24 protein-coding genes are annotated in these 20,867 nt (G+C 61.6%); 16 read left to right on the top strand and 8 right to left on the bottom strand.

Annotated features, from left to right (window positions below; genetic code table 11):
- Positions 1–14: 14 nt before the first annotated feature.
- From coxB to AC1DIJ_RS12835, 6 genes are all read left to right on the top strand, one after another.
- A complete protein-coding gene (coxB, locus tag AC1DIJ_RS12810) occupies positions 15–902 on the top strand; it encodes a cytochrome c oxidase subunit II (protein WP_112386453.1) in 888 nt (295 codons plus the stop codon).
- A 20-nt stretch (positions 903–922) separates the two neighbouring features.
- Entirely contained in the window at positions 923–2,623 is a 1,701-nt protein-coding gene (gene ctaD / locus AC1DIJ_RS12815) for a cytochrome c oxidase subunit I (protein WP_112386452.1), read from the top strand.
- Positions 2,624–2,689: 66 nt separating this feature from the next.
- On the top strand, positions 2,690–3,646 hold the full coding sequence (locus AC1DIJ_RS12820; RefSeq protein ID WP_112386451.1) for a heme o synthase: 957 nt from the start codon (positions 2,690–2,692) through the stop codon (positions 3,644–3,646).
- Entirely contained in the window at positions 3,643–3,783 is a 141-nt protein-coding gene (locus tag AC1DIJ_RS12825) for a hypothetical protein (protein WP_162698648.1), read from the top strand. The genes AC1DIJ_RS12820 and AC1DIJ_RS12825 overlap by 4 nt, the downstream gene beginning before the upstream one ends.
- Before the next feature lie 4 nt (positions 3,784–3,787).
- Positions 3,788–4,396: a cytochrome c oxidase assembly protein gene (locus AC1DIJ_RS12830; RefSeq protein ID WP_112386450.1), complete on the top strand. Its 609-nt coding sequence runs from the start codon at positions 3,788–3,790 to the stop codon at positions 4,394–4,396.
- Positions 4,397–4,454: 58 nt separating this feature from the next.
- Positions 4,455–5,333, top strand: a complete 879-nt coding sequence (locus AC1DIJ_RS12835) for a cytochrome c oxidase subunit 3 (protein WP_112386518.1) — start codon at positions 4,455–4,457, stop codon at positions 5,331–5,333.
- A gap of 60 nt (positions 5,334–5,393) precedes the next feature.
- Here the strand turns inward: AC1DIJ_RS12835 and AC1DIJ_RS12840 are convergent, their stop codons facing one another.
- Entirely contained in the window at positions 5,394–6,035 is a 642-nt protein-coding gene (locus AC1DIJ_RS12840) for a chloramphenicol phosphotransferase CPT family protein (RefSeq protein WP_112386449.1), read from the bottom strand.
- Between the two features lie 128 nt (positions 6,036–6,163).
- Between AC1DIJ_RS12840 and AC1DIJ_RS12845 the strand changes: the two genes are divergently transcribed.
- The 6 genes from AC1DIJ_RS12845 (at position 6,164) to AC1DIJ_RS12870 (ending at position 10,812) form a co-directional block, all read left to right on the top strand.
- Positions 6,164–6,544, top strand: a complete 381-nt coding sequence (locus tag AC1DIJ_RS12845; RefSeq protein ID WP_112386517.1) for a DUF983 domain-containing protein — start codon at positions 6,164–6,166, stop codon at positions 6,542–6,544.
- Position 6,545: 1 nt separating this feature from the next.
- Positions 6,546–7,295 (top strand): SURF1 family protein, encoded by a 750-nt coding sequence (locus tag AC1DIJ_RS12850; protein ID WP_477831435.1) that lies wholly within the window; start codon positions 6,546–6,548, stop codon positions 7,293–7,295.
- 62 nt (positions 7,296–7,357) lie between these two features.
- Positions 7,358–8,359 (top strand): 4-hydroxy-3-methylbut-2-enyl diphosphate reductase, encoded by a 1,002-nt coding sequence (gene ispH / locus AC1DIJ_RS12855; RefSeq protein WP_112386516.1) that lies wholly within the window; start codon positions 7,358–7,360, stop codon positions 8,357–8,359.
- A 222-nt stretch (positions 8,360–8,581) separates the two neighbouring features.
- Positions 8,582–9,547, top strand: a complete 966-nt coding sequence (locus AC1DIJ_RS12860; protein WP_112386447.1) for a homoserine kinase — start codon at positions 8,582–8,584, stop codon at positions 9,545–9,547.
- Complete coding sequence (rnhA, locus tag AC1DIJ_RS12865; RefSeq protein ID WP_112386446.1) at positions 9,544–9,984, top strand: ribonuclease HI; 441 nt, start codon at positions 9,544–9,546, stop codon at positions 9,982–9,984. The genes AC1DIJ_RS12860 and rnhA overlap by 4 nt, the downstream gene beginning before the upstream one ends.
- A 24-nt stretch (positions 9,985–10,008) precedes the next feature.
- Positions 10,009–10,812, top strand: coding sequence for an endonuclease/exonuclease/phosphatase family protein (locus AC1DIJ_RS12870; RefSeq protein ID WP_112386445.1), 804 nt, complete (start codon positions 10,009–10,011; stop codon positions 10,810–10,812).
- On the opposite strand, the gene AC1DIJ_RS12875 is transcribed toward AC1DIJ_RS12870, so the two are convergent.
- Positions 10,809–12,704 (bottom strand): diguanylate cyclase, encoded by a 1,896-nt coding sequence (locus AC1DIJ_RS12875; protein ID WP_112386444.1) that lies wholly within the window; start codon positions 12,702–12,704, stop codon positions 10,809–10,811. The genes AC1DIJ_RS12870 and AC1DIJ_RS12875 overlap by 4 nt on opposite strands.
- A gap of 234 nt (positions 12,705–12,938) precedes the next feature.
- Here AC1DIJ_RS12875 and AC1DIJ_RS12880 point away from each other — a divergent pair, with 234 nt between their 5' ends.
- The gene (locus AC1DIJ_RS12880) at positions 12,939–13,340 is read left to right on the top strand and encodes a DoxX family protein (protein ID WP_477831414.1); all 402 of its coding nucleotides are present in this window, start codon (positions 12,939–12,941) and stop codon (positions 13,338–13,340) included.
- Positions 13,341–13,400: 60 nt separating this feature from the next.
- Here the strand turns inward: AC1DIJ_RS12880 and AC1DIJ_RS12885 are convergent, their stop codons facing one another.
- Positions 13,401–14,843: an FAD-binding oxidoreductase gene (locus tag AC1DIJ_RS12885; RefSeq protein ID WP_112386442.1), complete on the bottom strand. Its 1,443-nt coding sequence runs from the start codon at positions 14,841–14,843 to the stop codon at positions 13,401–13,403.
- A 248-nt stretch (positions 14,844–15,091) separates the two neighbouring features.
- Here AC1DIJ_RS12885 and AC1DIJ_RS12890 point away from each other — a divergent pair, with 248 nt between their 5' ends.
- A complete protein-coding gene (locus tag AC1DIJ_RS12890) occupies positions 15,092–15,400 on the top strand; it encodes a Dabb family protein (RefSeq protein ID WP_112386441.1) in 309 nt (102 codons plus the stop codon).
- A gap of 37 nt (positions 15,401–15,437) precedes the next feature.
- Here the strand turns inward: AC1DIJ_RS12890 and AC1DIJ_RS12895 are convergent, their stop codons facing one another.
- Genes AC1DIJ_RS12895 through AC1DIJ_RS12905 form a run of 3 tightly spaced genes read right to left on the bottom strand, consistent with a single transcriptional unit; the run spans position 15,438 to position 17,962 of the window.
- A complete protein-coding gene (locus AC1DIJ_RS12895; protein ID WP_112386440.1) occupies positions 15,438–16,337 on the bottom strand; it encodes a metal ABC transporter solute-binding protein, Zn/Mn family in 900 nt (299 codons plus the stop codon).
- A gap of 15 nt (positions 16,338–16,352) precedes the next feature.
- Positions 16,353–17,225, bottom strand: a complete 873-nt coding sequence (locus tag AC1DIJ_RS12900) for a metal ABC transporter permease (RefSeq protein WP_112386439.1) — start codon at positions 17,223–17,225, stop codon at positions 16,353–16,355.
- The gene (locus AC1DIJ_RS12905; RefSeq protein ID WP_112386515.1) at positions 17,222–17,962 is read right to left on the bottom strand and encodes an ABC transporter ATP-binding protein; all 741 of its coding nucleotides are present in this window, start codon (positions 17,960–17,962) and stop codon (positions 17,222–17,224) included. The genes AC1DIJ_RS12900 and AC1DIJ_RS12905 overlap by 4 nt, the downstream gene beginning before the upstream one ends.
- 243 nt (positions 17,963–18,205) lie before the next feature.
- On the opposite strand from AC1DIJ_RS12905, the gene AC1DIJ_RS12910 reads away from it, so the two are divergent.
- Positions 18,206–18,334, top strand: coding sequence for a hypothetical protein (locus tag AC1DIJ_RS12910; RefSeq protein WP_477831415.1), 129 nt, complete (start codon positions 18,206–18,208; stop codon positions 18,332–18,334).
- A gap of 351 nt (positions 18,335–18,685) precedes the next feature.
- On the opposite strand, the gene AC1DIJ_RS12915 is transcribed toward AC1DIJ_RS12910, so the two are convergent.
- The gene (locus AC1DIJ_RS12915) at positions 18,686–19,171 is read right to left on the bottom strand and encodes a peroxiredoxin (RefSeq protein ID WP_112386438.1); all 486 of its coding nucleotides are present in this window, start codon (positions 19,169–19,171) and stop codon (positions 18,686–18,688) included.
- A gap of 66 nt (positions 19,172–19,237) precedes the next feature.
- The gene (locus AC1DIJ_RS12920) at positions 19,238–20,074 is read right to left on the bottom strand and encodes a protein-disulfide reductase DsbD domain-containing protein (protein WP_112386437.1); all 837 of its coding nucleotides are present in this window, start codon (positions 20,072–20,074) and stop codon (positions 19,238–19,240) included.
- Positions 20,075–20,216: 142 nt separating this feature from the next.
- Between AC1DIJ_RS12920 and AC1DIJ_RS12925 the strand changes: the two genes are divergently transcribed.
- Positions 20,217–20,822 (top strand): YqgE/AlgH family protein, encoded by a 606-nt coding sequence (locus AC1DIJ_RS12925; protein WP_112386436.1) that lies wholly within the window; start codon positions 20,217–20,219, stop codon positions 20,820–20,822.
- Positions 20,823–20,867: the final 45 nt, after the last annotated feature.

Below are 20,867 nucleotides of genomic sequence, written 5' to 3' on the forward strand. Positions count from 1 at the left end.
AGGGAGATACTAAGGTGATTAAGAAGGCTTATGCAGCTCTGACCGCGCTGGTCTGTCTGCTTTTTGCTTCCGGCACATATGCCGATCAGCCGATGCCGTGGCAGGCAACGCTGCAGCCGGCGGCGACGCCGATTATGCGGGAAATCCGCTGGTTCGAACAATATACGCTGTGGTTCATCGTACCGATCACGCTCTTCGTTCTGATCCTGCTCATCGTTGTCTGTTGGAAGTTCCGTGCGAGCGCCAATCCGGTGCCGTCGAAGACCAGCCACAACACGGTTATTGAAGTCATCTGGACCGTGGGGCCGGTTCTGATCCTTCTCTTCCTCGCTGTTCCGTCGTTCAACCTTCTGACCGCCCAGCTGACGCTGCCGGAAAATCCGGATGTGACGCTGAAGGCAACCGCGACCCAGTGGCAGTGGAATTACGAATATGAAGGCACTGGCGACAATCCGCTGGCCTTCGATTCCTACCTGCTGAAGGATCCGGATCGTGCCGCTGCCGGCAAGACCGACCTCTCCACCTATCCGCGCCTGCTCGCTGTCGACAACGAAGTCGTCCTGCCTGTCGGCAAGACCGTCCGCGTTCTGGTGACCGCCGCTCCGACCGACGTCATCCACGCTTTCGCGATGCCGTCCTTCGGCGTCAAGATCGATGCTGTTCCGGGCCGCCTCAATGAAACCTGGTTCAAGACCGAGCGCGAAGGCCTGTTCTACGGCCAGTGTTCCGAGCTCTGCGGCAAGGACCATGCGTTCATGCCGATCGCGATCCGTGTCGTTTCCGAAGACAAGTACAAGCAGTGGCTGACGGCCGCCGCTTCCGATCTTCCCGGGGCCTACAAAAGCCTCATGGCAGCAACCGATGGTCCGAAGACCGTCGATGTCGCCGAAAACGCTCAGTAATCTAGAAGGGACTCGGGACAATGGCTGGACCTTCCGCTCACGATCATTCTCATGATCAGCATGGCCATGACGCACATGCACATGACGACCATCACAATCACTCGCATACGCCGAGCTTCGTCAATCGCTGGTTCTTCTCGACGAACCACAAGGACATCGGCACGCTCTACCTGATCTTCGCGATCTTCGCCGGCATCATCGGCGGCGCGCTCTCCGTTGCCATGCGCATGGAGCTTCAGGAGCCTGGCATCCAGATCTTCCACGGTCTGGCCTCGATGGTTTACGGCTTCGAAGGCGACGCCGCGATCGACGGCGCCAAGCATATGTTCAACGTCTTCACCACCGCTCACGCCCTGATCATGATCTTCTTCATGGTCATGCCGGCGATGATCGGCGGCTTCGCCAACTGGATGGTGCCGATCATGATCGGTGCGCCTGATATGGCGTTCCCGCGTCTGAACAACATCTCCTTCTGGCTGATCGTTCCGGCCTTCCTGCTGCTCGTGCTGTCGATGTTCGTCGAAGGCCCGGCCGGTGCTTACGGCGCTGGTGGCGGCTGGACGATGTATCCGCCGCTCGCAACCGCAGGCCAGCCTGGCCCGGCCGTCGATCTGGCGATCTTCTCGCTGCATATCGCCGGTGCGTCGTCGATCCTTGGTGCGATCAACTTCATCACCACGATCCTGAACATGCGCGCTCCGGGCATGACGCTGCACAAGATGCCGCTTTTCGCCTGGGCCGTTCTGATCACCGCCTTCCTGCTGCTGCTCTCGCTGCCGGTTCTGGCAGGCGGCATCACCATGCTGCTCACCGACCGCAACTTCGGCACGTCCTTCTTCGCGCCTGAAGGCGGCGGCGACCCGATCCTCTACCAGCACCTGTTCTGGTTCTTCGGTCACCCGGAAGTGTACATCCTGATTCTGCCGGGCTTCGGCATCGTCAGCCACATCATCTCGACCTTCTCGAAGAAGCCGGTTTTCGGTTACCTCGGCATGGCTTACGCCATGGTCGCCATCGGTGCCGTCGGCTTCGTCGTCTGGGCGCACCACATGTACACGGTCGGTCTGTCGCTCGATGCGCAGCGCTACTTCGTCTTCGCAACGATGGTCATCGCCGTTCCGACGGGCGTGAAGATCTTCTCCTGGATCGCAACGATGTGGGGCGGCTCGATCAGCTTCCGCACGCCGATGATCTGGGCAATCGGCTTCATCTTCCTGTTCACGGTCGGTGGCGTCACCGGCGTTCAGCTGGCAAATGCCGGTCTCGACCGCTCGCTGCATGACACCTATTACGTCGTGGCTCACTTCCACTACGTTCTGTCGCTCGGCGCCGTGTTCGCCATCTTCGCTGCCTGGTACTACTGGTTCCCGAAGATGTCGGGCTACATGTACAGCGAGTGGATCGGCAACCTGCACTTCTGGGTCATGTTCATCGGCGTCAACCTGGTGTTCTTCCCGCAGCATTTCCTCGGCCTCGCCGGCATGCCGCGCCGCTACATCGACTATCCGGATGCATTCGCCGGCTGGAACTACGTGTCCTCCATCGGCTCCTACATCTCGGCCTTCGCGGTTCTGATCTTCCTCTTCGGTGTCTTCGAAGCTTTCGCCAAGAAGCGCCTGGCTGGCGACAATCCGTGGGGTGAGGGTGCAACGACGCTCGAATGGCAGCTGCCTTCGCCGCCGCCGTACCACCAGTGGGAACAGCTTCCGCGCATCAAGTAAGATGCTGGAATACCGGACGCCGCACCAAGATGCGGCGTCCGGCCTTAAGGTAAGCAGGACGGAATAATGACGGTCATCGACAATCACGAGGCACTTGCAAACGAAGGCGACTTTCGCCTGTCGGAAGCAGGCGCACGCGATTATTTCGAGCTTCTGAAGCCCCGCGTCATGTCGCTGGTGGTTTTCACGGCCTTTGCCGGCCTCGTGCTGGCGCCCGGACATATCAATCCGATCCTCGGCCTCATCTCGATCCTTTGCATTGCTGTCGGCGCAGGCGCGTCGGGTGCGCTGAACATGTGGTATGACGCCGATATCGACGCCGTCATGACCCGTACCGCGCAGCGCCCGATCCCGGCCGGCCGCATCCAGCCGCGTGAAGCACTGGCTTTCGGCCTCGTGCTCTCGGGCTTCTCGGTCACCATCCTCGGTCTCGCCGTCAACTGGCTCTCGGCCGGGATCCTGGCCTTCACCATTTTCTTCTATGCCGTCGTTTATACGATGTGGCTGAAGCGCTCGACGCCGCAGAACATCGTCATCGGCGGCGCGGCAGGCGCCTTCCCGCCGATGATCGGCTGGGCCTGCGTGACCAATTCGGTCACCATCGAAAGCACCGTTCTCTTCCTGATCATCTTCCTGTGGACGCCGGCGCATTTCTGGGCTCTCGCGCTCTTTAAGATGCACGACTACGAGTCCGTCGGCGTGCCGATGCTGCCGAACGTCTCAGGCGAGCGAACCACCAAGCATCAGATCGTTGCCTATGCGGTGCTGACGGCCGTCTGCGGCGTCGTACCGTCCTTGCTCGGCTTTGCCAGCTTCGGCTACGGCCTCGTCGCGACGCTGCTCGGCGCAATCTTCATAAGCTGTTCCATCGCCGTCTGGCGGATGCCGGATGGCGATCTGAAGATGATCCCGGCAAAGAAGCTGTTCGCGTTCTCGATCTTCTATCTGTTTGCCATCTTCTCTGCTCTCATGTTCGATCGCGTGGCCTCTATCCTGGTGTTCCACGCAGGAGGTTTGATTTGATCGAAACCGTCAAATTGACCGAAGCGCAGCGCAAGTCGCGCCGCAATCGCAACGTTGCGCTTGGCCTCGTGCTGGCAGGTCTTTGCGTGCTGTTCTATGCGATCACCATCGTCAAGTTCACCGGACACGGAGGCTGAGCGAATGAGCGAAACCGTGGACGCGCCGACGAAGAAGGGCCGCAACAACGGTGCCGTCGTTATGATGTGCCTGAGCTTCGTCGTCGGCATGGGCGCGATGAGCTATGCCGCCGTTCCGCTCTACCGCATGTTCTGCCAGATCACCGGCTACAATGGCACGACGCAGCGCGTCGAGCAGGCCTCGACCGTGATCCTCGACCGCAAGATGCGCGTCACCTTCGATGCCAATGTCGCTCCCGGCCTGTTCTGGGAATTCAAGCCGGTGCAGCGCGAAGTCAACCCGCGCATCGGCGAGACGATCCAGGTCAATTTCGTCGCCGAGAACCGCTCGAACGAGACCCAGCGCGGCCAGGCGGTGTTCAACGTCACGCCGGGCGAAGCCGGGGCCTATTTCAACAAGGTCCAGTGCTTCTGCTTCACCGAGACGGACCTGAAGCCGGGCGAAAAGCTTGAAATGCCGGTGGTGTTCTACATCGATCCGGAAATTACCAAGGCCGTGGAGTCGAAAGACATTCACACGGTCACGCTATCCTATACGTTCTACCCGAAAGAGGGACCGAAGCCGGTGGCTTCGAATGAGGGTGGAGCGGAGAAGGTTGAAAAGAAACTTTGATTGAGGTCCGTTTCCGGCTATGCCGGGAACGAGCGAGGAAGAGATCCGGGGATACAAGATGGCCGACGCGCATCAGAAAAACCACGACTACCATATTATTGATCCGAGCCCGTGGCCGCTGCTCGCCTCGATCGGCGCGTTCATCATCACCTTTGGTGGCGTCGGATTCATGCGCTACATCAATGGCGGATCGCTGCACCTTTTCGGTATCGAATGGGCGCATCCGTGGCTGTTCTTCATCGGTCTCGCGCTGATCCTCTACGTCATGTACGGCTGGTGGGCCGATACCGTGAAGGAAGCCCACGAGGGCGCGCATACCCGCGTCGTCTCGCTGCACCTTCGCTACGGCATGATCATGTTCATCGCTTCCGAAGTGATGTTCTTCGTTGCCTGGTTCTGGGCCTATTTCGACGCCAGCCTCTATCCGCATGAAGCCATTCAGGCTTCGCGCCTCGCCTTTACCGGTGGCGTATGGCCGCCGAAGGGCATCGAGGTTCTCGATCCTTGGCACTTGCCGATCTACAACACCGTCATCCTGCTTCTCTCGGGCACCACGGTTACCTGGGCGCACCACGCGCTGCTGCACAATGACCGCAAGGGCCTCATCCAGGGCCTGACGCTTACCGTTCTGCTCGGCATCCTGTTCTCCTGCGTCCAGGCCTACGAATACGCCCACGCTCCGTTCGCCTTCAAGGCATCGATCTACGGCGCGACCTTCTTCATGGCGACCGGCTTCCACGGCTTCCACGTTCTGGTCGGCACGATCTTCCTGATCGTCTGCCTGATCCGCGCCATCCGCGGCGACTTCACGCCGAAGCAGCATTTCGGCTTCGAGGCTGCGGCCTGGTACTGGCACTTCGTCGACGTCGTCTGGCTGTTCCTGTTCTTCTCCATCTACATCTGGGGTGGATGGGGCGCACCGGTTGCCCACGGCTGATCCGGTCCAAGGCTGATATTGAAAAGGCGGGTGCCACTGGCGCCCGCCTTTTCCTTTGCTCTATCGCAGCCCGGCGATCCGCTCGAAGGCGGAAGGTTCGGGAATGCCGATATCGAGCTGATGACGGATCGCCTCGGCGCACTCATAGGGCGTCAGCACAGAGGTATCGAGCTCGAGATCGTAGATGCCGGGCTTGTGGACCTCGTCCTGCCAGCGGCGCACCGCTTCCGGAACCGCTGTTTCGGCCGTTGCCTTGGCATAGAGTTCTTCGCGGCCGGGCTCGTCGATCTCCCGCCGCTTCATGATGACGTCGAGCGGACAGCGCACGCCGACGAACAGCACCGGAAAGCCTTCGAGACGCCTGGCGCAATCGGCCAGGATGCCGAGCGGCTGCGAGTAGGCGTCGTGATGGCCGAGATCAGCCACGACATTGAGCCCGAGCCCGGCATGGATGGCGATCGATTCGTAGAGCGCCGCATAGAAAAACGGCACCAGCTCCTCGAGATCGGGACGCTCGCCCCCGGGCCTGAGGCCGATGCCCGGCAGATACTCGGCCGGCGTCATCGCATTGTAGCCGTCGACCCCGAGATTCATCCAGGGGCCGTCGAATTGCTGCTGGATCGCCCTCGCGATCGTAGTTTTGCCGCTGCGCGGCGCACCGTTCAAAATGACGATCTGCGCGGCGGTGTTGTCGTTGTCCATGCGTCTTCTTCTTCTGTTTGGCGCGAATCGCTGAGGCGAAATCGCGCAGGTATTTCCCTTCGTCCTGCGGATACTCTATGGGAGAGTTAAGGCGGCTTTAGGTGAGATCGCCGCTATCGGGAATGGGTATGAAAGAAGACACAGCTCTTTTTCCACCGGTCGATCCGGTGAAGACCGGCATCAAGGGCTGCTGCCCGCGCTGCGGCAACGGCAAGCTGTTCGATGGCATGCTGTCGCTGAAGCCGCGATGCGCCGCCTGCGGGCTGGATTATGCATTTGCTGATTCGGGCGATGGCCCGGCTGTCTTCGTCATCCTCATTGTCGGCTTCATCGTCATCGGCTCGGTGCTCTGGCTGGAGGTCAACTATTCGCCGCCGATCTGGCTGCATATCCTGCTCTTCGGCCCGCTGACGATCATCCTGTCGCTGCTGACCCTGCGCTGGTGCAAGGGCATCCTGATCGCCATGCAATACCGCCACAATGCCCGCGAAGGACGCCTGAGTGACTGACATGAACATTCCGGCCCCGCGCCGCAAGCTGCCTGTTTTCACCGGCATCGTGGTGCTGATTGCGCTCGCCATCCTGATTTCGCTCGGCACCTGGCAGGTCGAGCGCCTGCACTGGAAGGAAGGCCTTCTCGCCGATATCGCGTCGCGCCGCACCTCGGCCCCCGTCGAGCTCTCCGCCATCGAAGCGATGCACGCCGGTGGCACCGATATCGAATACCGTCCGGTCACCGTCACCGGCCGCTACGTCAACAACAAGGAACGGCACTTCTTCGCCACCTGGCGCGGCCAGACCGGCTTCTACGTCTATACCCCGCTGGAATTGGCCGACGGGCGCTACCTCTTCGTCAATCGCGGCTTCGTTCCCTATGAGAACAAGGAGCCGGAGATGCGTATGCAGGGCCAGCTGACCGGCCAGCAGACCGTCACCGGCCTTGCCCGCAATCGCCTACCCGGCAAGCCCTCCTGGGTCGTGCCCGAGAATGATCCCGTCAAGAATGTCTTCTACTGGAAGGACATCGATGCGATGACGTCGAGCGACGGCTTCGATCCCTCGAAAGTCGTGCCCTTCTTCGTTGATGCGGACTCGACGCCGAACCCGAAGGGCATGCCGATCGGCGGCGTCACCGAAATCGACCTGCCGAACAACCACCTCGAATATGCCTTCACTTGGTATGGTCTGGCGGCAGTGCTCGTCGGCATCGTCGGCGTTTCCTGGTTCCGCAAGCGCAGCAGCAACGCACCGGCGCAATAGTATCGCTTCAATTCCTTCCTATATTGGGCTAGACACCCGAGACGATGGATACCGGACGCAAGATGAACATAGCAGCGAAACCTCCTCTGACGATCAGGCTTTGCGGGCCGCGCGGCTTCTGCGCCGGCGTCGACCGTGCCATCCAGATCGTCGTTCTGGCGCTGAAATCCTACGGCGCGCCCGTCTATGTCCGCCACGAGATCGTTCATAACCGCTATGTCGTCGAGGGCCTGGAAGCCAAGGGCGCCGTCTTCGTCGAGGAGCTGAACGAGATCCCGGAAGAGCATCGCGCCCAGCCGGTGGTGTTCTCCGCGCATGGCGTTCCGAAATCGGTCCCTGAAGATGCCAACAGCCGCAACCTCTTCTATCTCGATGCCACATGTCCGCTGGTCTCCAAGGTCCACAAGCAGGCGATGCGCCACAACCGCCTCGGCCGCCATGTCGTCCTGATAGGCCATGCCGGGCACCCCGAGGTCATCGGCACCATGGGCCAGCTGCCCGAGGGCTCGGTCTCGCTGATCGAGACCGTCGAGGACGCCGATACCTACGAGCCCGCCGATCCCGATAATCTCGGCTATGTGACGCAGACGACGCTGTCGGTCGACGATACCGCCGGCGTCATCGCCAGGCTCCAGCAGCGCTTCCCGAACCTGACTGCACCTGCTGCAGATTCGATCTGCTATGCCACGACCAACCGCCAGGAAGTGGTGAAGCAGGCGGCACCCGGCTGCGACCTCTTCATCATCGTCGGCGCCCCGAATTCCTCCAACTCCAAGCGGCTTGTCGAAGTGGCGCTGAGGGCAGGGGCGAAGAAATCGATCCTCGTGCAGCGCGCCTCCGAGCTCAACTGGGACGACATCGGCCACATCTCGACGCTCGGCCTCTCCGCAGGCGCTTCGGCCCCCGAAGTCATCGTCAACGAAATCATCGAGGCCTTCCGCGCCCGTTTCGATGCGCAGGTCGAGCTTGCCGAAACGGTACAGGAAAACGAACATTTCCTCGTCAATCGCGAGCTGCGCAATATCGAGCTGACGTCGGCGGATATGGCGTTTGTGAATGGTTGAGCAAAGCGCTCCCTCATTCCTGTGCTTGTCACAGGAATCCAGTGCGCCGAAGTCCTTGGGTGCGAAAGACTCTTGATTAGCGCAGGTGTATCGCTTTATTCACGGCGCAGACGCGCCGTGGCTGGATTCCTGTGACAAGCACAGGAATGAGGGGCCTTGCAGGGCCGTCGAGACTCAATGCAAGACCGCCCATCCGCAGCGCCTGTAACGTGAGACCCCACCTTGGCCGTTTACACCGACATCTCCGAAGACGATCTGAAGTGGTTCCTGACGGAATATGATGCTGGCGAGCTGCTCTCCTACAAGGGGATCGCCGAGGGCGTCGAGAATTCGAATTTCCTGCTACACACCACGAAGGATCCGTTGATCCTGACGCTCTATGAGAAGCGTGTCGAAAAGAACGATCTGCCGTTCTTCCTCGGGCTGATGCAGCATCTCTCCGCCCGCGGCCTGTCCTGCCCGCTGCCATTGCCGCGCAAGGATGGCGCGCTGCTCGGCCATCTGTCGGAACGCCCGGCGGCGCTCATCTCCTTCCTCGAAGGCATGTGGCTGCGCAAGCCGGAAGCCAGGCACTGCCGCGAGGTCGGCAAGGCCCTGGCGCAGATGCACATTGCCGGCGAGGGCTTCGAGTTGAAGCGCCCGAATGCGTTGTCGATCGATGGCTGGAAGGTTCTCTGGGACAAGTCGGAAGCGCGCGCCGACGAGGTCGAGAAGGGGCTGTCGGACGAGGTGCGCGGCGAGATGGATTTCCTGTCGGCCAATTGGCCGAAAGAGCTGCCGTCAGGCATCATTCATGCAGATCTCTTCCCCGACAACGTCTTCTTCCTCGGCGATACCTTGTCGGGCGTCATCGACTTCTATTTCGCCTGCAACGATCTGCTTGCCTACGATATTTCGATCGGCCTGAACGCCTGGTGCTTCGAAAAGGACGGCGCCTACAACATCACCAAGGGGACGGCATTCCTCGATGGATACCAGAGTGTGCGGCCGCTCGGCGAAGCTGAACGCGCCGCCCTGCCGATCCTGTCGCGCGGCTCGGCGCTGCGCTTCTTCCTGACCCGCCTCTACGATTGGTTGACGACGCCCGAGGGCGCCATGGTCACCAAGAAGGATCCGCTTGAATATCTGCGCAAGCTGCGCTTTCACCGCCAGATCAAAACGGCCGCAGAATACGGGCTTTCCGCATGAAACACGTCGATATCTTCACCGATGGCGCCTGCTCCGGTAATCCCGGCCCCGGCGGCTGGGGCGCGATCCTGCGCTATGGCGAGGTCGAGAAGGAACTGTCGGGCGGCGAAGCCGAGACCACCAACAACCGTATGGAGTTGCTGGCGGCGATCTCGGCGCTTTCGGCGCTCAACAGCGCCTGCGAAGTCGATCTCCACACCGACAGCAAATACGTCATGGACGGCATCTCCAAGTGGATCTTCGGTTGGAAGAAGAACGGCTGGAAGACCGCCGACAAGAAACCGGTGAAGAATGGCGAGCTGTGGCAGGCACTCGATGCCGCCAACCAGCGCCACAAGGTCAAGTGGCACTGGGTCAAGGGCCATGCCGGCCACCCGGAAAACGAACGCGCCGACGAATTGGCGCGCATGGGCATGGCTCCCTACAAGAAGAAATAGGCCGGGCAGGGCGGGGGAGGCATCGTGCGGATCATCTCGTTGAATGCCTGGGGCGGCAAGATCTACCAGCCGCTGATTGAGTATCTCGCCACCGCGGGTGCGGACGTGCTCTGTCTGCAGGAAATCACCCGCTCGTCAGGTGTCACGGCGGACTGGCTGGAATATCGCGACGGCAGCCATATCCTTCCGCAGCGTCCCAATCTCTTCGATGATCTGAAGACCGTTCTTCCTGAGCATGACGGCTTTTTCGCCCCGTCAACGCGCGGCGAGCTGTTCGATGGCGATCGCGCCGTCACCTCGGAATTCGGCCTTGCCACTTTCATCCACCGCTCCCTGGCGATCACCGGCCAGGCGGCGGATTTCGTCCATGGCCGTTTCTCGCCGGATGGATACGGCACCCATCCACGGGCGCGCAACGCCCATGTCGTCAGGCTGTTCGACTATGCCACGGGCCGCACCGTGACCATCGCGCAGCTGCACGGCCTGCGCGACATGGCGGGCAAAGGCGACACGCCTGAAAGGATCGCACAGGCCGAAGCCCTGGTGGCGCTGATCGGCCGCATCCACCGGCAGGGCGATCCGCTCGTTGTCTGCGGCGACTTCAATGTCCTGCCTGATAGCGCCACGTTCGGGATCCTCGGCAGGCTGGGCCTAACCGATTTCGTGACGTCCCGCGGCTTTGAGGGCACGCGAACGTCTCTCTATCCGAAAGAGGGGAAGTTTGCTGACTACATGCTGGTCTCGGCAGATGTCGAGGTCACCCGCTTCGAGGTCGTCCGCACGCTCGAAGTGTCCGATCACTGCGCCTTGATGCTGGATATCGGCTAGCCGTTTACGGCACGCGTGCTGCTCGCCGGCTCCCAGATCGATACCCGATCACGCCCACCGCGCTTGGCATCGTAAAGCGCCTCGTCGGCATGCTGCATGAATTCGGAGGGTGTCGTCGCCCGGCCGCGGCTCTGCTTGACGGCAACGCCGACGCTCGCCGTCACCCGGGTGAATTCGCTGCCGGTATGCGGCAGGTTCAGCGCGTGCAGCGCATCGCGGAACTGTCCGGCGACGCGGCAGGCATCGGCCTCGTCGGCCTCCGGCATCAGCACCACGAACTCCTCGCCGCCGAAACGGGCAACAATATCGGTGTCGCGTCTTGCCGCTTTGCGCAGGCAGTCGGTCACCGCCTTCAGGCATTCGTCGCCGGCCAGATGGCCATAGGTGTCGTTATAGGCTTTGAAGCGGTCGACATCGATCATCAGCAGGCTGAGCGGCGTGCGCTCGCGAACACTGCGGGCGAGCGCGAGCGCCAGGGCTTCGTCGAAGGCGCGGCGGTTGACGATGCCCGTCAGGCCGTCGGTTTCGGCGAGGCTCTTCATCCGGTCGGCAACGGCACGCAGCGAATGCTCGGCCTGCTTCATCGCTGTTACGTCGGAAACAACCACAAGCGCCATGCCATCGGCCGTCATGCGCGTGCGCAGGCTCAGCCATCGGCCGTCATAGAGGTCGATTTCCTCGTCCTTGTCGCGGTGCAGGTCGCGCGCGGCGGTCTCGATCCATTGCTCATCGACGGCAACGGGAAAGTTGCGGCGCTCCTGCGTCTCGATGGCCTTCCGCAGGATATCGCGGATATTGTAACCGGCGACGCGCACGACGCCTGAGAGCGGGAAGAGGTTGGAATATTGCGGGTTGGCATAAACAAGCTTGCCCTGCGGATCATACATCGCAAACCCATCCGACATGCCGGACATCGCATGCGACAACATGTTGCGGTTGTCGCGCAGCTCCCGCTCGATGCGGCGCTCCTCTGTAATGTCGCGGGTGACGCCGGCAAGCCCGATGATGACGCCGTCGCGGTCGCGCAGCGGCACTTTCGAGGTGCGGAACCAGTGTTCCCGCTCGCCTTGCATTAGGGATTCGATCTTGTTGATCTGCGCTTCGCCCCGGCGCATCAGGTCCTGTTCTTCGGCAAACAGCACTTCGGCGCGGCGTTGTGTGGCGATGTGGAAATCCGTGGTGCCGATCATCGCTTCCGGCGAGCTGAAATGGTGGTGCTCGGCGACATTGCGATTGACCACGACGAAGACGCTATCGCGGTTCTTGACGTATTGGAAATCCGGCGTCTGCGTCAGCGCCGCGGTCAGAAGATCACGGTCCTGCGCCATGTTCTCGAATTGCAGGAGCAGCGAACCGGCAACGGCGATGGCGCCGAAATTCAGCACGATGGCGGGAATGCCGACGAGCTGCAGCGTCATGGCGCTGACCTGATTGGGCAGGATCAGCATCGTCGCCAGCAGCGTCAGCGAGACGGTGGCACCAAGGATGAAGATATCGCTGAGCTTCGCCTTACGCCGCTTCTGCAATATGCGCAGCGTCAGCGAGACCGCACCGGCGCATGCAATGCTGATCACTCCGTCAACCGCACCCGCCCCACCCATGTAGAGCCGGAAGGCGACAGCCATCGGGATCGTCAGAATGGCCGAAGGTGCGCCGCCGAACAGAGCCGATATCGCCACCAGCGAATAGCGCAGGTCGATGAACACGCCGTTGCTCAGCGGCACCGACATCATCATAGAGGCCATCGTTCCGGCCCCCATGACGGCGCCGAAGGCGAGCTTGGTATGCAGATCGCTGAGCTGACGGAATCGGAAATAGATGTGAGCCCAGACCGAGATCACCAATGCAACGATGGCAAGATTGCCCGTTAGTATTTGCCAGGTTGTATTCATACAGTACAAGTGAACCCAGACGCGCCAATCCCCGCATTTCTAAGGCTTTTTCCTTTCAACGGGTTTAACTTAGGGATGGCTACATAAGAAAATCATGCGTCAAACTTAAACGCCTGAAACGGCCGTGTTCCAAACGGACACATCCAGAAGCCGCCGGCCTTCGTATCGACCTTTATTGAGCGACGATCCGAGGATGAGATGGCTGTGCATGCAGGAACCTGGCTTGAGCCATCCTTGGAACCGAGATTCTGGTGGCGTGTCGTGCTGTCGGCGATCTATCTGATCGCCGGTATCCTGCACATGCTGCTGCCGGGGCCATTTCTGCGGATCATGCCAGCCCTGGTGCCGTTTCCAGCCTCTGTGATTTTCGTGACGGGCGCGTGCGAGGTCGCGGGCGCCGCCGGCCTGCTGTCGTCGCCCTATCGCGCTGCCGCGGGCATTGCGCTCGCCGCCTACGCGGTCTGCGTCTACCCCGCCAATATCAAGCATGCGATCGATGGATTGTCGGCGGTGGACGCAAGCATCTACGCCTGGCTCTATCACTTGCCGAGACTCGCTTTTCAGCCGGTCCTCGTCTGGTGGGCGCTTTATGCAGGCGGCGTCATCGACTGGCCCTTCGCGCTACCCAAAGCTTAAGCGGCTGGCGGTTCGCTTCCGCCAGCCGTGTGTTTCGGGCGCACCTGCCGCCAGCGCGCCTCAGCTGGCCGCCCGCATCTCCGCCAGAGGTTTCACATTCTGGTTCATCCGGAAGAGATTCTGCGGATCATAGCGTCTCTTGATTTCCGCGAGACGCTGGTAGTTCATGCCATAAGCCGCTTCCACGCGATCGGCCTCGTCTTCTGGCATGAAATTGATATAGGCCGTGCCGATCGCATGCGGCCTCGTTGCCTCGAAGAGACCCTTTGCCCACCCGATACAGGTCTGGTCCATCGCCTTTTCCCGCCAGCGTGCGTGGACGTTCATCACGAAATGCGAGCTGCGCTGCGGGAAGGCCGTGGCGTCGTGGCCGATCCGTCCTGCCGCGCCGCCGACATGGCCGATGAAGATCTCGCATTCCGGCCCTGGCAGCTTGCGCACCGCATCGAGCAGCACGGAGATGGCAGGATCGGAAAGCCGCGCAAAATCCTGGCTCTTCCAGTAATTGCGCGCTCCGGGCGTCAGAAGCGGATCGAAGGCCTGCTGCCAGGCGGCGAAAGGCGCCGGTCCAACAACATCGGCAATCGGCTTGCCGATCGACCGCAACCCGGCGGTCGCCGTCTCACCGGCCTGCAGATTGCCGCAATAGCACATGGCAAGCACCAGCACCTCCTTGCCATGCCACTCGGCAGGCAGGAATGGCAGCGGTGGCGCCTTGCGCATCACGGCCCAGCAGGTCAGCTCGTCAGGCGCCGTTTCCAACTGTTGGCGGTATTGCTTGAGCACCATCTCCGCATCGGCGAAAGGATGGACGACGAGCCCCGCCAGCACCTCTCCGGGCAGATCGTGCAGCCGGAATTCGAACGAGGTGACAACGCCGAAATTGCCGCCGCCACCGCGCAGCGCCCAGAACAGCTCCGGCTCTTCCTTTTCGCTGACGCGTTTCAGTTCGCCTGCCGCGGTCACGACATCCACCGAGATCAGATTGTCGAGCGTCAACCCGAACTTCCGGGTGGTCCAGCCGAAACCGCCGCCGAGCGTCAGCCCGGCAATGCCTGTCGTGGAGTTGATGCCGGTCGGCAGAATAAGCCCGAAGGCCTGTGTCTCCGCATCGACATCGGCCAGTGTCGCACCGGGCTCGACCCGCATGCGCCGTGTCGCGGGATCGACCCAGACGGATCGCATTCCCGACAGGTCGATGACGACGCCGCCATCGCAGATCGCGTTGCCGGCAATGTTGTGGCCGCCGCCGCGGATCGCCAGAAGCAGGCCGTTGTCGTGCGCAAAACGCACCGCCTTGACGGCATCACCAGCACCGGCACAGCGCACGATCATTGCTGGACGCCGGTCGATCATGCTGTTCCAGATCGTCCGCGCCTCGTCGTAGTCGGCATCGTCCTTGGTGATCAGCCGCCCGCGCAATGCGGCGGCGAACGCCTCTATGGTACTGCCCTTCACCCTGGTTTGGCCCCGTTGCAGGGTCGTGAGGTTCAAGTCGTCCATGATGTCCTCCCTGCGGCAGGAAGCCCCGTCCCCGCCGGGGCCGCATTTTGCGCCCCCCGGCCATGGTTAACAAGCTATCGCTAATAAATGTATCCAGCGATGGAGCGGGCCGTTTTGGCGCCCGCTTGGCGTGTTTTTATGCCGTTAATCTGCAAGCGGGGGCCTATGGCTGGCCTTTGTGCCGCACGGGGTTGCCCTCGGTGGCTTTCCCACTATTCTGGCCGCAACGAAAACAGGGAGGCCACCATATGATCCTGCATTGCGTATTCTTGCGGCTGAAGGCCGCGATGACGGCCGAGGAGAAGCAGGCTCTGTTCGAATCGGTCGTGGCGCTGAAGCAGGTCATTCCCGGGATCATCGACATCCAGCATGGGCCGAACGTCTCGCCGGAAGGGCTGCATGGCGGCTTTGTCGATGGCTTTGCCGTGACATTCGAGAGCCCGGAGGCGCGCGATGCCTATCTCATCCATCCGGAGCATGTGACGGTCGGCCAGCGCATCGTCGAATCCGTCGACGGCGGCCTTGGCGGCCTGCTGGTCTTCGATCTGAATATCTGAAAGGAAAGGCCGCGGATTGCTCCGCGGCCCAAGCTCCTCAGCTCGACTTTGCGATCGCCGCGGTGATCTGGTCGACATTGTAGCGGAACATCTTCTCGTAGGTCGGAGCTGGTCCCTTGGCGTCAGAGAGAGACTCGACATAGAGCTCGCCGCCCGGCTCTGCGCCGGTTGCCTTGGCCACCTGCTTGACGAGACGCGGATCGTTGGAGTTCTCGAAGAAATACGTCTTCACATGCTCGGTCTTGATCTGTTCGATCAGCTTGGCAACGTCGGCGGCCGACGCTTCTGTTTCGGTGGAGACGCCGAGCGGTGCCAGGAAGCTCACCTTGTATTCGCGGCCGAAATAGCCGAAGGCGTCGTGGCTGGTCAGCACCTTGCGCCGGTCTTCAGGCATCGCGTCGAACTTCGCATGCGCATAGCTGTTCAGCTCGTCCAGCGTCCTGGTGTAGCGCTCGGCATTGGCCTTGAAGGCTGCGGCATCGGCAGGATCGGCATCCGATAGCGCCTTTTCGATGTTCTTTACCCAGATCTTCACGTTGACCGGACTGTTCCACACATGCGGATCGGTCACGGTCTTGCCGTCCTCTTCCATGGTGCGGGTGTCGATGCCTTCCGAGACGGTCACCGGCGTGCCCTTGTAGCCGGAGGCGGTGATCAGCCGGTCCATCCAGCCTTCCAGGCCCTCGCCGCTGACGAAGGTGACCTGTGCTGCCTTCAGGTGCTTGGCATCGGCAGGCGAGGGTTCGAACTCATGGGGGTCGCCATTCGGGCCGACCAGGCTGGTGACTGTCACATGATCGCCGCCGACCTGTTTGACGACGTCGGCAAGCACGGTGAAGGAGGCAACGGTCTTCAGCGTTTCCGCCGAGGCCGGCATCGCCGAAGCGGCAATCAGCGCGGGCAATGCGGCTGACAGAAGCAGGGTTTTGGATCTCATGATGGTCTCCTTGGTTCAGCCCTTGAGATGCGGGCGGGGGAAATAGCGCCGGGCAAGGCCGGAAGGTGCGAAGAAGATCGAAAGCGCGTAGAAGCCAGCCGCTGTCATGATGATCGTCGGCCCCGAGGCGAGTTCGAGATGGTAGGAGGCGACAAGGCCGAGATAGCCGGATGCCGTGGCGCTGACCGCGGCAATGGTCATCATCCGGGGCAGGCTGCGCGACCAGAGCTGCGCGATCGCCGCCGGCAGCATCATCAGCCCGACTGCCATCAGTGTGCCGAGTGCCTGGAAGCTCGCAACGAGATTGAGCACCACAAGCAGCAGAAACAGGAAGTGATAGAGCAAGCCGCGTCCGCCGACGGCGCGCAGATAGCCTGGATCGAAACACTCGGCGACCAGCGGCCGGTAGATGATAGCAAGCGCGAGCAGCGTCACCGACGTGATCGCACCGATTTGCGTCAGGGCAGGGGTGTCGATCGCCAGGATCGTGCCGAACAGCACATGCAGCAGATCGATGTTCGAGCCGCGCAGCGAGACGATGAGCACGCCGAGCGCCAGCGAAATCAGGTAGAAGCTCGCAAAACTGGCATCCTCCTGCAGCACCGTCACGCGGCTGACGACGCCCGAAAGCAGTGCCACCGAAAGCCCGGCGACGAGCCCGCCGATGCCCATCGCCGTGAGCGACAGGGACCCGGCAACGAGATAGCCGATCGCCGCCCCCGGCAGCACCGCATGGCTCATCGCATCGCCGACAAGGCTCATGCGCCGGAGCATCAGGAACACGCCGATCGGCCCGGAGCCGAGCCCGAGGCAGAGGCAGGCGACGAGCGCGCGGCGCATGAAACCGTAATCGGCGAAAGGTGCCAGAAAGATATCGTAGGCGGTCATGCGGCGGGCCCGCAGATCGCGGCGTCCTCGTCCCAGCGCTCGGCCATCGCCCGCGCCGTCATCAGGTTCGCTGCCGACATCACCTCCGGGGTCGGCCCCCAGCCGATCAGCTCGCGGGCGATCAGCATCGTCTCGGGGAAATGTGCCCGAACCTGCTCGAAATCGTGCAACACCGCGATGACCGTCCGCCCGTCGCCATGCCAGCGCGCCACAATGTCGAGAAGGTCCCGGGTGGTGCGCGCGTCGATCGCCGTGAATGGTTCGTCGAGCAGGATAACCTTGGCGTCCTGAAGCAGCAGCCGGGCAAACAGCACGCGCTGGAACTGCCCGGCGGACAGCGCGCCGATATGCCGGTTCTCGAAACCTTCGAGCCCGACGGCCGACAGCGCCTCGAGCGCCTTCTGCAGCTCGTTCGCGGCTACCCGTCCGAAGGCCCCGGCCTGCCGCCAGGCGCCCAGCATCACCGTATCCAGAACCGAGATCGGAAAGCGCCGGTTGATATCGGCAGCCTGCGGCAGATAGCCGAAATCGAGCCGCGCCAGCCGGTGACGAATCTGCCCCGCCGCCGGCCTGATCTCGCCGATGAGCGCCTTCAGGAGCGTCGATTTACCCGCCCCATTCGGCCCGGCAATCGCCGTCAGGCTGCCCTCGCGAAGGCTGCCGGAAACATGATGCACCGCTGGATGCCGGTCGTAGCTGACTGTGAGGTTATCGAGCTCGATGAGAACGGCACTCACGGCAGGATCACCGCCCAATGGATCGCCAGCCACAGCGCGGCGATCATCAACAAAACGAAACCGGCACGCACGGTAGCGGATTGCCGGAGCAGGTTGGGAAAGGGGCGGGGCATCGAAGTGCTCTCTAAAATGTAATAACGTAACAGTTATGTTATAACGAATATGGCAAAAGCACGGCGGATGCAAGCGGGAGGGCGCGGCGCCAACGACTTTCTATTAGCCTGTCAGAAAGGGAGCTTCGCCATGAAGGTATCGATCGAAAAGCAGTGGGAAGATTTCGTCGAGAGATTGGTCACCGAGGGGCGCTACCAGTCAGCCGAACAGGTCGTCACCGTAGGATTGAGCCTCGTCGCTCAGAGGAAGCGAAGCTGAAAAAGCTGCGCGATGTCATCGAGGCTTCCATCGCAGCAGGCGGAGACATCGGCGACGAAGAGCTAGGTGTTGCGTTGGAAACTCGGATCGCCGACCTGAGGGCTCAAGGGTAACCGGATATTCGCTACTATCCTCCCTCATTCCTGTGCTCGTCACAGGAATCCAGTCGCCGCGTCGGCGCGGTGGGGAGGCTCTTTTCAGCCCTTGGGCTTGCTGGATGCCTGTGACGAGTACAGGCATGAGGGATATGTCGTGCCAGAGGTCGCATCCCCGCGTGGGAGGGAATAGGGTAAGTGGCTCGGCCTTCAAAAAAGAAAGCGGCGGAACCTGCCCGCCGCCAACTGAAATAGCTTAAAGCTGCTCGATCATCGCAGCCGCGCCCGAGACCGTCGCCTGGCCGGGGCTTTCCTCGACGTTCAGCGACTTCACGACACCATCCTCGATAAGCATCGAATAGCGCTTCGAGCGTACGCCGAGGCCACCGGCGGAGAGGTCGGCTTCCAGGCCGAGTGCCTTGGTGAAACCAGCATCCCAGTCTGCCAGGAAGTGGATCTTGCCGAGGCCGCCGGATTGCTGCGCCCAGGCCCCCATCACGTGCCAGTCGTTGACGGCGACCACGGCGATGTCGTCGACGCCCTTGCCGAGAATCGTATCGCGGTTTTCGAGATAGCCCGGCAGATGGTTCAGCGAGCAGGTGGGGGTGAAGGCGCCGGGAACGGCGAAGAGCACGACCCGCTTGCCCTTGAACAGCTGTTCGGTCGAGGTCTCGACCGGGCCGTCCGATGTCTTTTCCTTGAAGGTGGCGGCCGGAAGGCTGTCGCCGATTGCGATGGTCATGAAACTCTCCTCGTTCGGATGATCAAGCGGCACAGGCCGCAGGCTGGCGGCGACTATAAAAGCCGCTCATTCAAAGGCAAGCGGTGTCTCCATGGCGCGATCGCCGTCGATGACGAGCGCACTCCAGCGCTTGCCCGAAATGCTGTAGTTCTTCGGCAGCTTGCCGATCGCCACGGAGGTCGAGAAGGTCTTGCCGTCGCGCTTGCTCATCAGTTGCTTGGTGAAGACATAGCCGCTTGGCCCGGTAACGATCACCGCCGGCGCCGTGTCGCCGCCGCCGGGCAGCGCGATGTCGAGCCAGAGTTCCTTCATGTCGGGCGAAAGCCTGTGCGACACCACCTTGAAATCCGCGGATGCTGCTTCCGGCAGCGATGCCTCCGCCGTCTTCAGCAACGCTTCCTCCTCCGGCCGCGATTGCTTCGCACTCGACAGCGGCAGCGAAAACGCCGCCTGGAAGGGCACGCAGAGATCCTTGCAGATGCCGATGAAGGCTGTCGCCTTGATTTCGGCGGCTTGGTCTTCCGCCTTGAATGTCAGCGGCAGGATGACGGGCGCGTCATAGGCGATGTCGTCGACCTTGCCGTCATTGATATGCTTCGGCACCGGATAGCGCACCTCCGTCAGCGTCATGCCGCTTCCGGGCGCAACGCTGATCTGCGGCGGAATACCGCTGTTTCCGGGTTCCCGCCAATAGGTGATCCAGCCGGCTTTCGGCTCGATCTGCAGGCCGCCATGAACCGTTCCATCACGCTCCGGCGGCAGCGCGATCAGCCGCATGCGGCCGCCTTCGTTGTCGACCCAGGGGCTCATCTCCGCCCAGGCGGTGCCTGCCAGGCAGCCTGAGGCTGCGGCATAAAGACAGAGGAGCCGGGCGCTGCCGGATGCGAAAGAAATAATCGTCATGGAACAAAGGTTTATCGAAAACTGCACCAGCCTGCCACAAGGACAGCAGGTCTATTTCTTCATTTTCGGTTGATTGATTTGTGACATTGCCCCATGTTTCCAGTGTCGGGGCCTTTTCACCGGTCTGGCAGCAGGAGGAATTATGTCCTTATCGACGCTGAAGAACAGACGGGAACGTGGCTTTTTCGACGGGCAGTTCCTCATTGCCATGCCTGGCATGGAAGACAGGAATTTTGCGCGCACGGTTGTCTATATCTGCGCCCATTCTGACGCCGGAGCCATGGGTTTCGTCATCAATCGCCCGCAGAGCCTGACATTTACCGATGTGCTGCTGCATCTCGACATGATCAAGGACAGCGATTCCATCGTGCTGCCCGATTTCGCCCGCGATTTCCCGATCCAGACCGGCGGCCCGGTCGAGAGCGGCCGCGGTTTCGTGCTGCATTCCGACGATTATCTGAGCGATTCCAGTATCCCGGTCAGCGATGATATCTGCCTGACGGCAACGCTCGATATCGTCCGCGCCATCTCCAAGGGTGGCGGTCCGAAGCGGGCCACGATGCTGCTCGGCTATTCCTCCTGGGGGGCCGGACAGCTCGAGAGCGAAGTCGGAAACAACGGCTGGCTGACCTGCGCTGCCAACGAGACGCTGATCTTCGACCGAGGCCTCGATGACAAATATGAGCGTGCTCTCGCGGGCATGGGTGTGACGGCGGCGATGCTTTCGGCCGATGCCGGTCACGCCTGAATTTCTTCGGAACGAAATCTGACAGGCGACGTTTCCTCTCCGCAA

This window comes from Rhizobium sp. 10N427 (assembly GCF_056394605.1).

Excerpts from the sequence above, each read along its gene's own strand:
- AC1DIJ_RS12910 (WP_477831415.1), top strand. The coding sequence starts at position 18,206 with ATGAAGGTATCGATCGAAAAGCAGTGGGAAGATTTCGTCGAGAGATTG.
- AC1DIJ_RS12845 (WP_112386517.1), top strand. The coding sequence starts at position 6,164 with ATGAAAGAAGACACAGCTCTTTTTCCACCGGTCGATCCGGTGAAGACC.
- AC1DIJ_RS12850 (WP_477831435.1), top strand. The coding sequence starts at position 6,546 with ATGAACATTCCGGCCCCGCGCCGCAAGCTGCCTGTTTTCACCGGCATC.
- rnhA (WP_112386446.1), top strand. The coding sequence starts at position 9,544 with ATGAAACACGTCGATATCTTCACCGATGGCGCCTGCTCCGGTAATCCC.
- AC1DIJ_RS12925 (WP_112386436.1), top strand. The coding sequence starts at position 20,217 with ATGTCCTTATCGACGCTGAAGAACAGACGGGAACGTGGCTTTTTCGAC.
- AC1DIJ_RS12895 (WP_112386440.1), bottom strand. The coding sequence starts at position 16,337 with ATGAGATCCAAAACCCTGCTTCTGTCAGCCGCATTGCCCGCGCTGATT.
- AC1DIJ_RS12900 (WP_112386439.1), bottom strand. The coding sequence starts at position 17,225 with ATGACCGCCTACGATATCTTTCTGGCACCTTTCGCCGATTACGGTTTC.
- AC1DIJ_RS12830 (WP_112386450.1), top strand. The coding sequence starts at position 3,788 with ATGAGCGAAACCGTGGACGCGCCGACGAAGAAGGGCCGCAACAACGGT.
- AC1DIJ_RS12885 (WP_112386442.1), bottom strand. The coding sequence starts at position 14,843 with ATGGACGACTTGAACCTCACGACCCTGCAACGGGGCCAAACCAGGGTG.
- AC1DIJ_RS12890 (WP_112386441.1), top strand. The coding sequence starts at position 15,092 with ATGATCCTGCATTGCGTATTCTTGCGGCTGAAGGCCGCGATGACGGCC.
- AC1DIJ_RS12915 (WP_112386438.1), bottom strand. The coding sequence starts at position 19,171 with ATGACCATCGCAATCGGCGACAGCCTTCCGGCCGCCACCTTCAAGGAA.
- ispH (WP_112386516.1), top strand. The coding sequence starts at position 7,358 with ATGAACATAGCAGCGAAACCTCCTCTGACGATCAGGCTTTGCGGGCCG.
- AC1DIJ_RS12920 (WP_112386437.1), bottom strand. The coding sequence starts at position 20,074 with ATGACGATTATTTCTTTCGCATCCGGCAGCGCCCGGCTCCTCTGTCTT.
- ctaD (WP_112386452.1), top strand. The coding sequence starts at position 923 with ATGGCTGGACCTTCCGCTCACGATCATTCTCATGATCAGCATGGCCAT.
- AC1DIJ_RS12875 (WP_112386444.1), bottom strand. The coding sequence starts at position 12,704 with ATGAATACAACCTGGCAAATACTAACGGGCAATCTTGCCATCGTTGCA.
- AC1DIJ_RS12820 (WP_112386451.1), top strand. The coding sequence starts at position 2,690 with ATGACGGTCATCGACAATCACGAGGCACTTGCAAACGAAGGCGACTTT.
- AC1DIJ_RS12835 (WP_112386518.1), top strand. The coding sequence starts at position 4,455 with ATGGCCGACGCGCATCAGAAAAACCACGACTACCATATTATTGATCCG.
- AC1DIJ_RS12840 (WP_112386449.1), bottom strand. The coding sequence starts at position 6,035 with ATGGACAACGACAACACCGCCGCGCAGATCGTCATTTTGAACGGTGCG.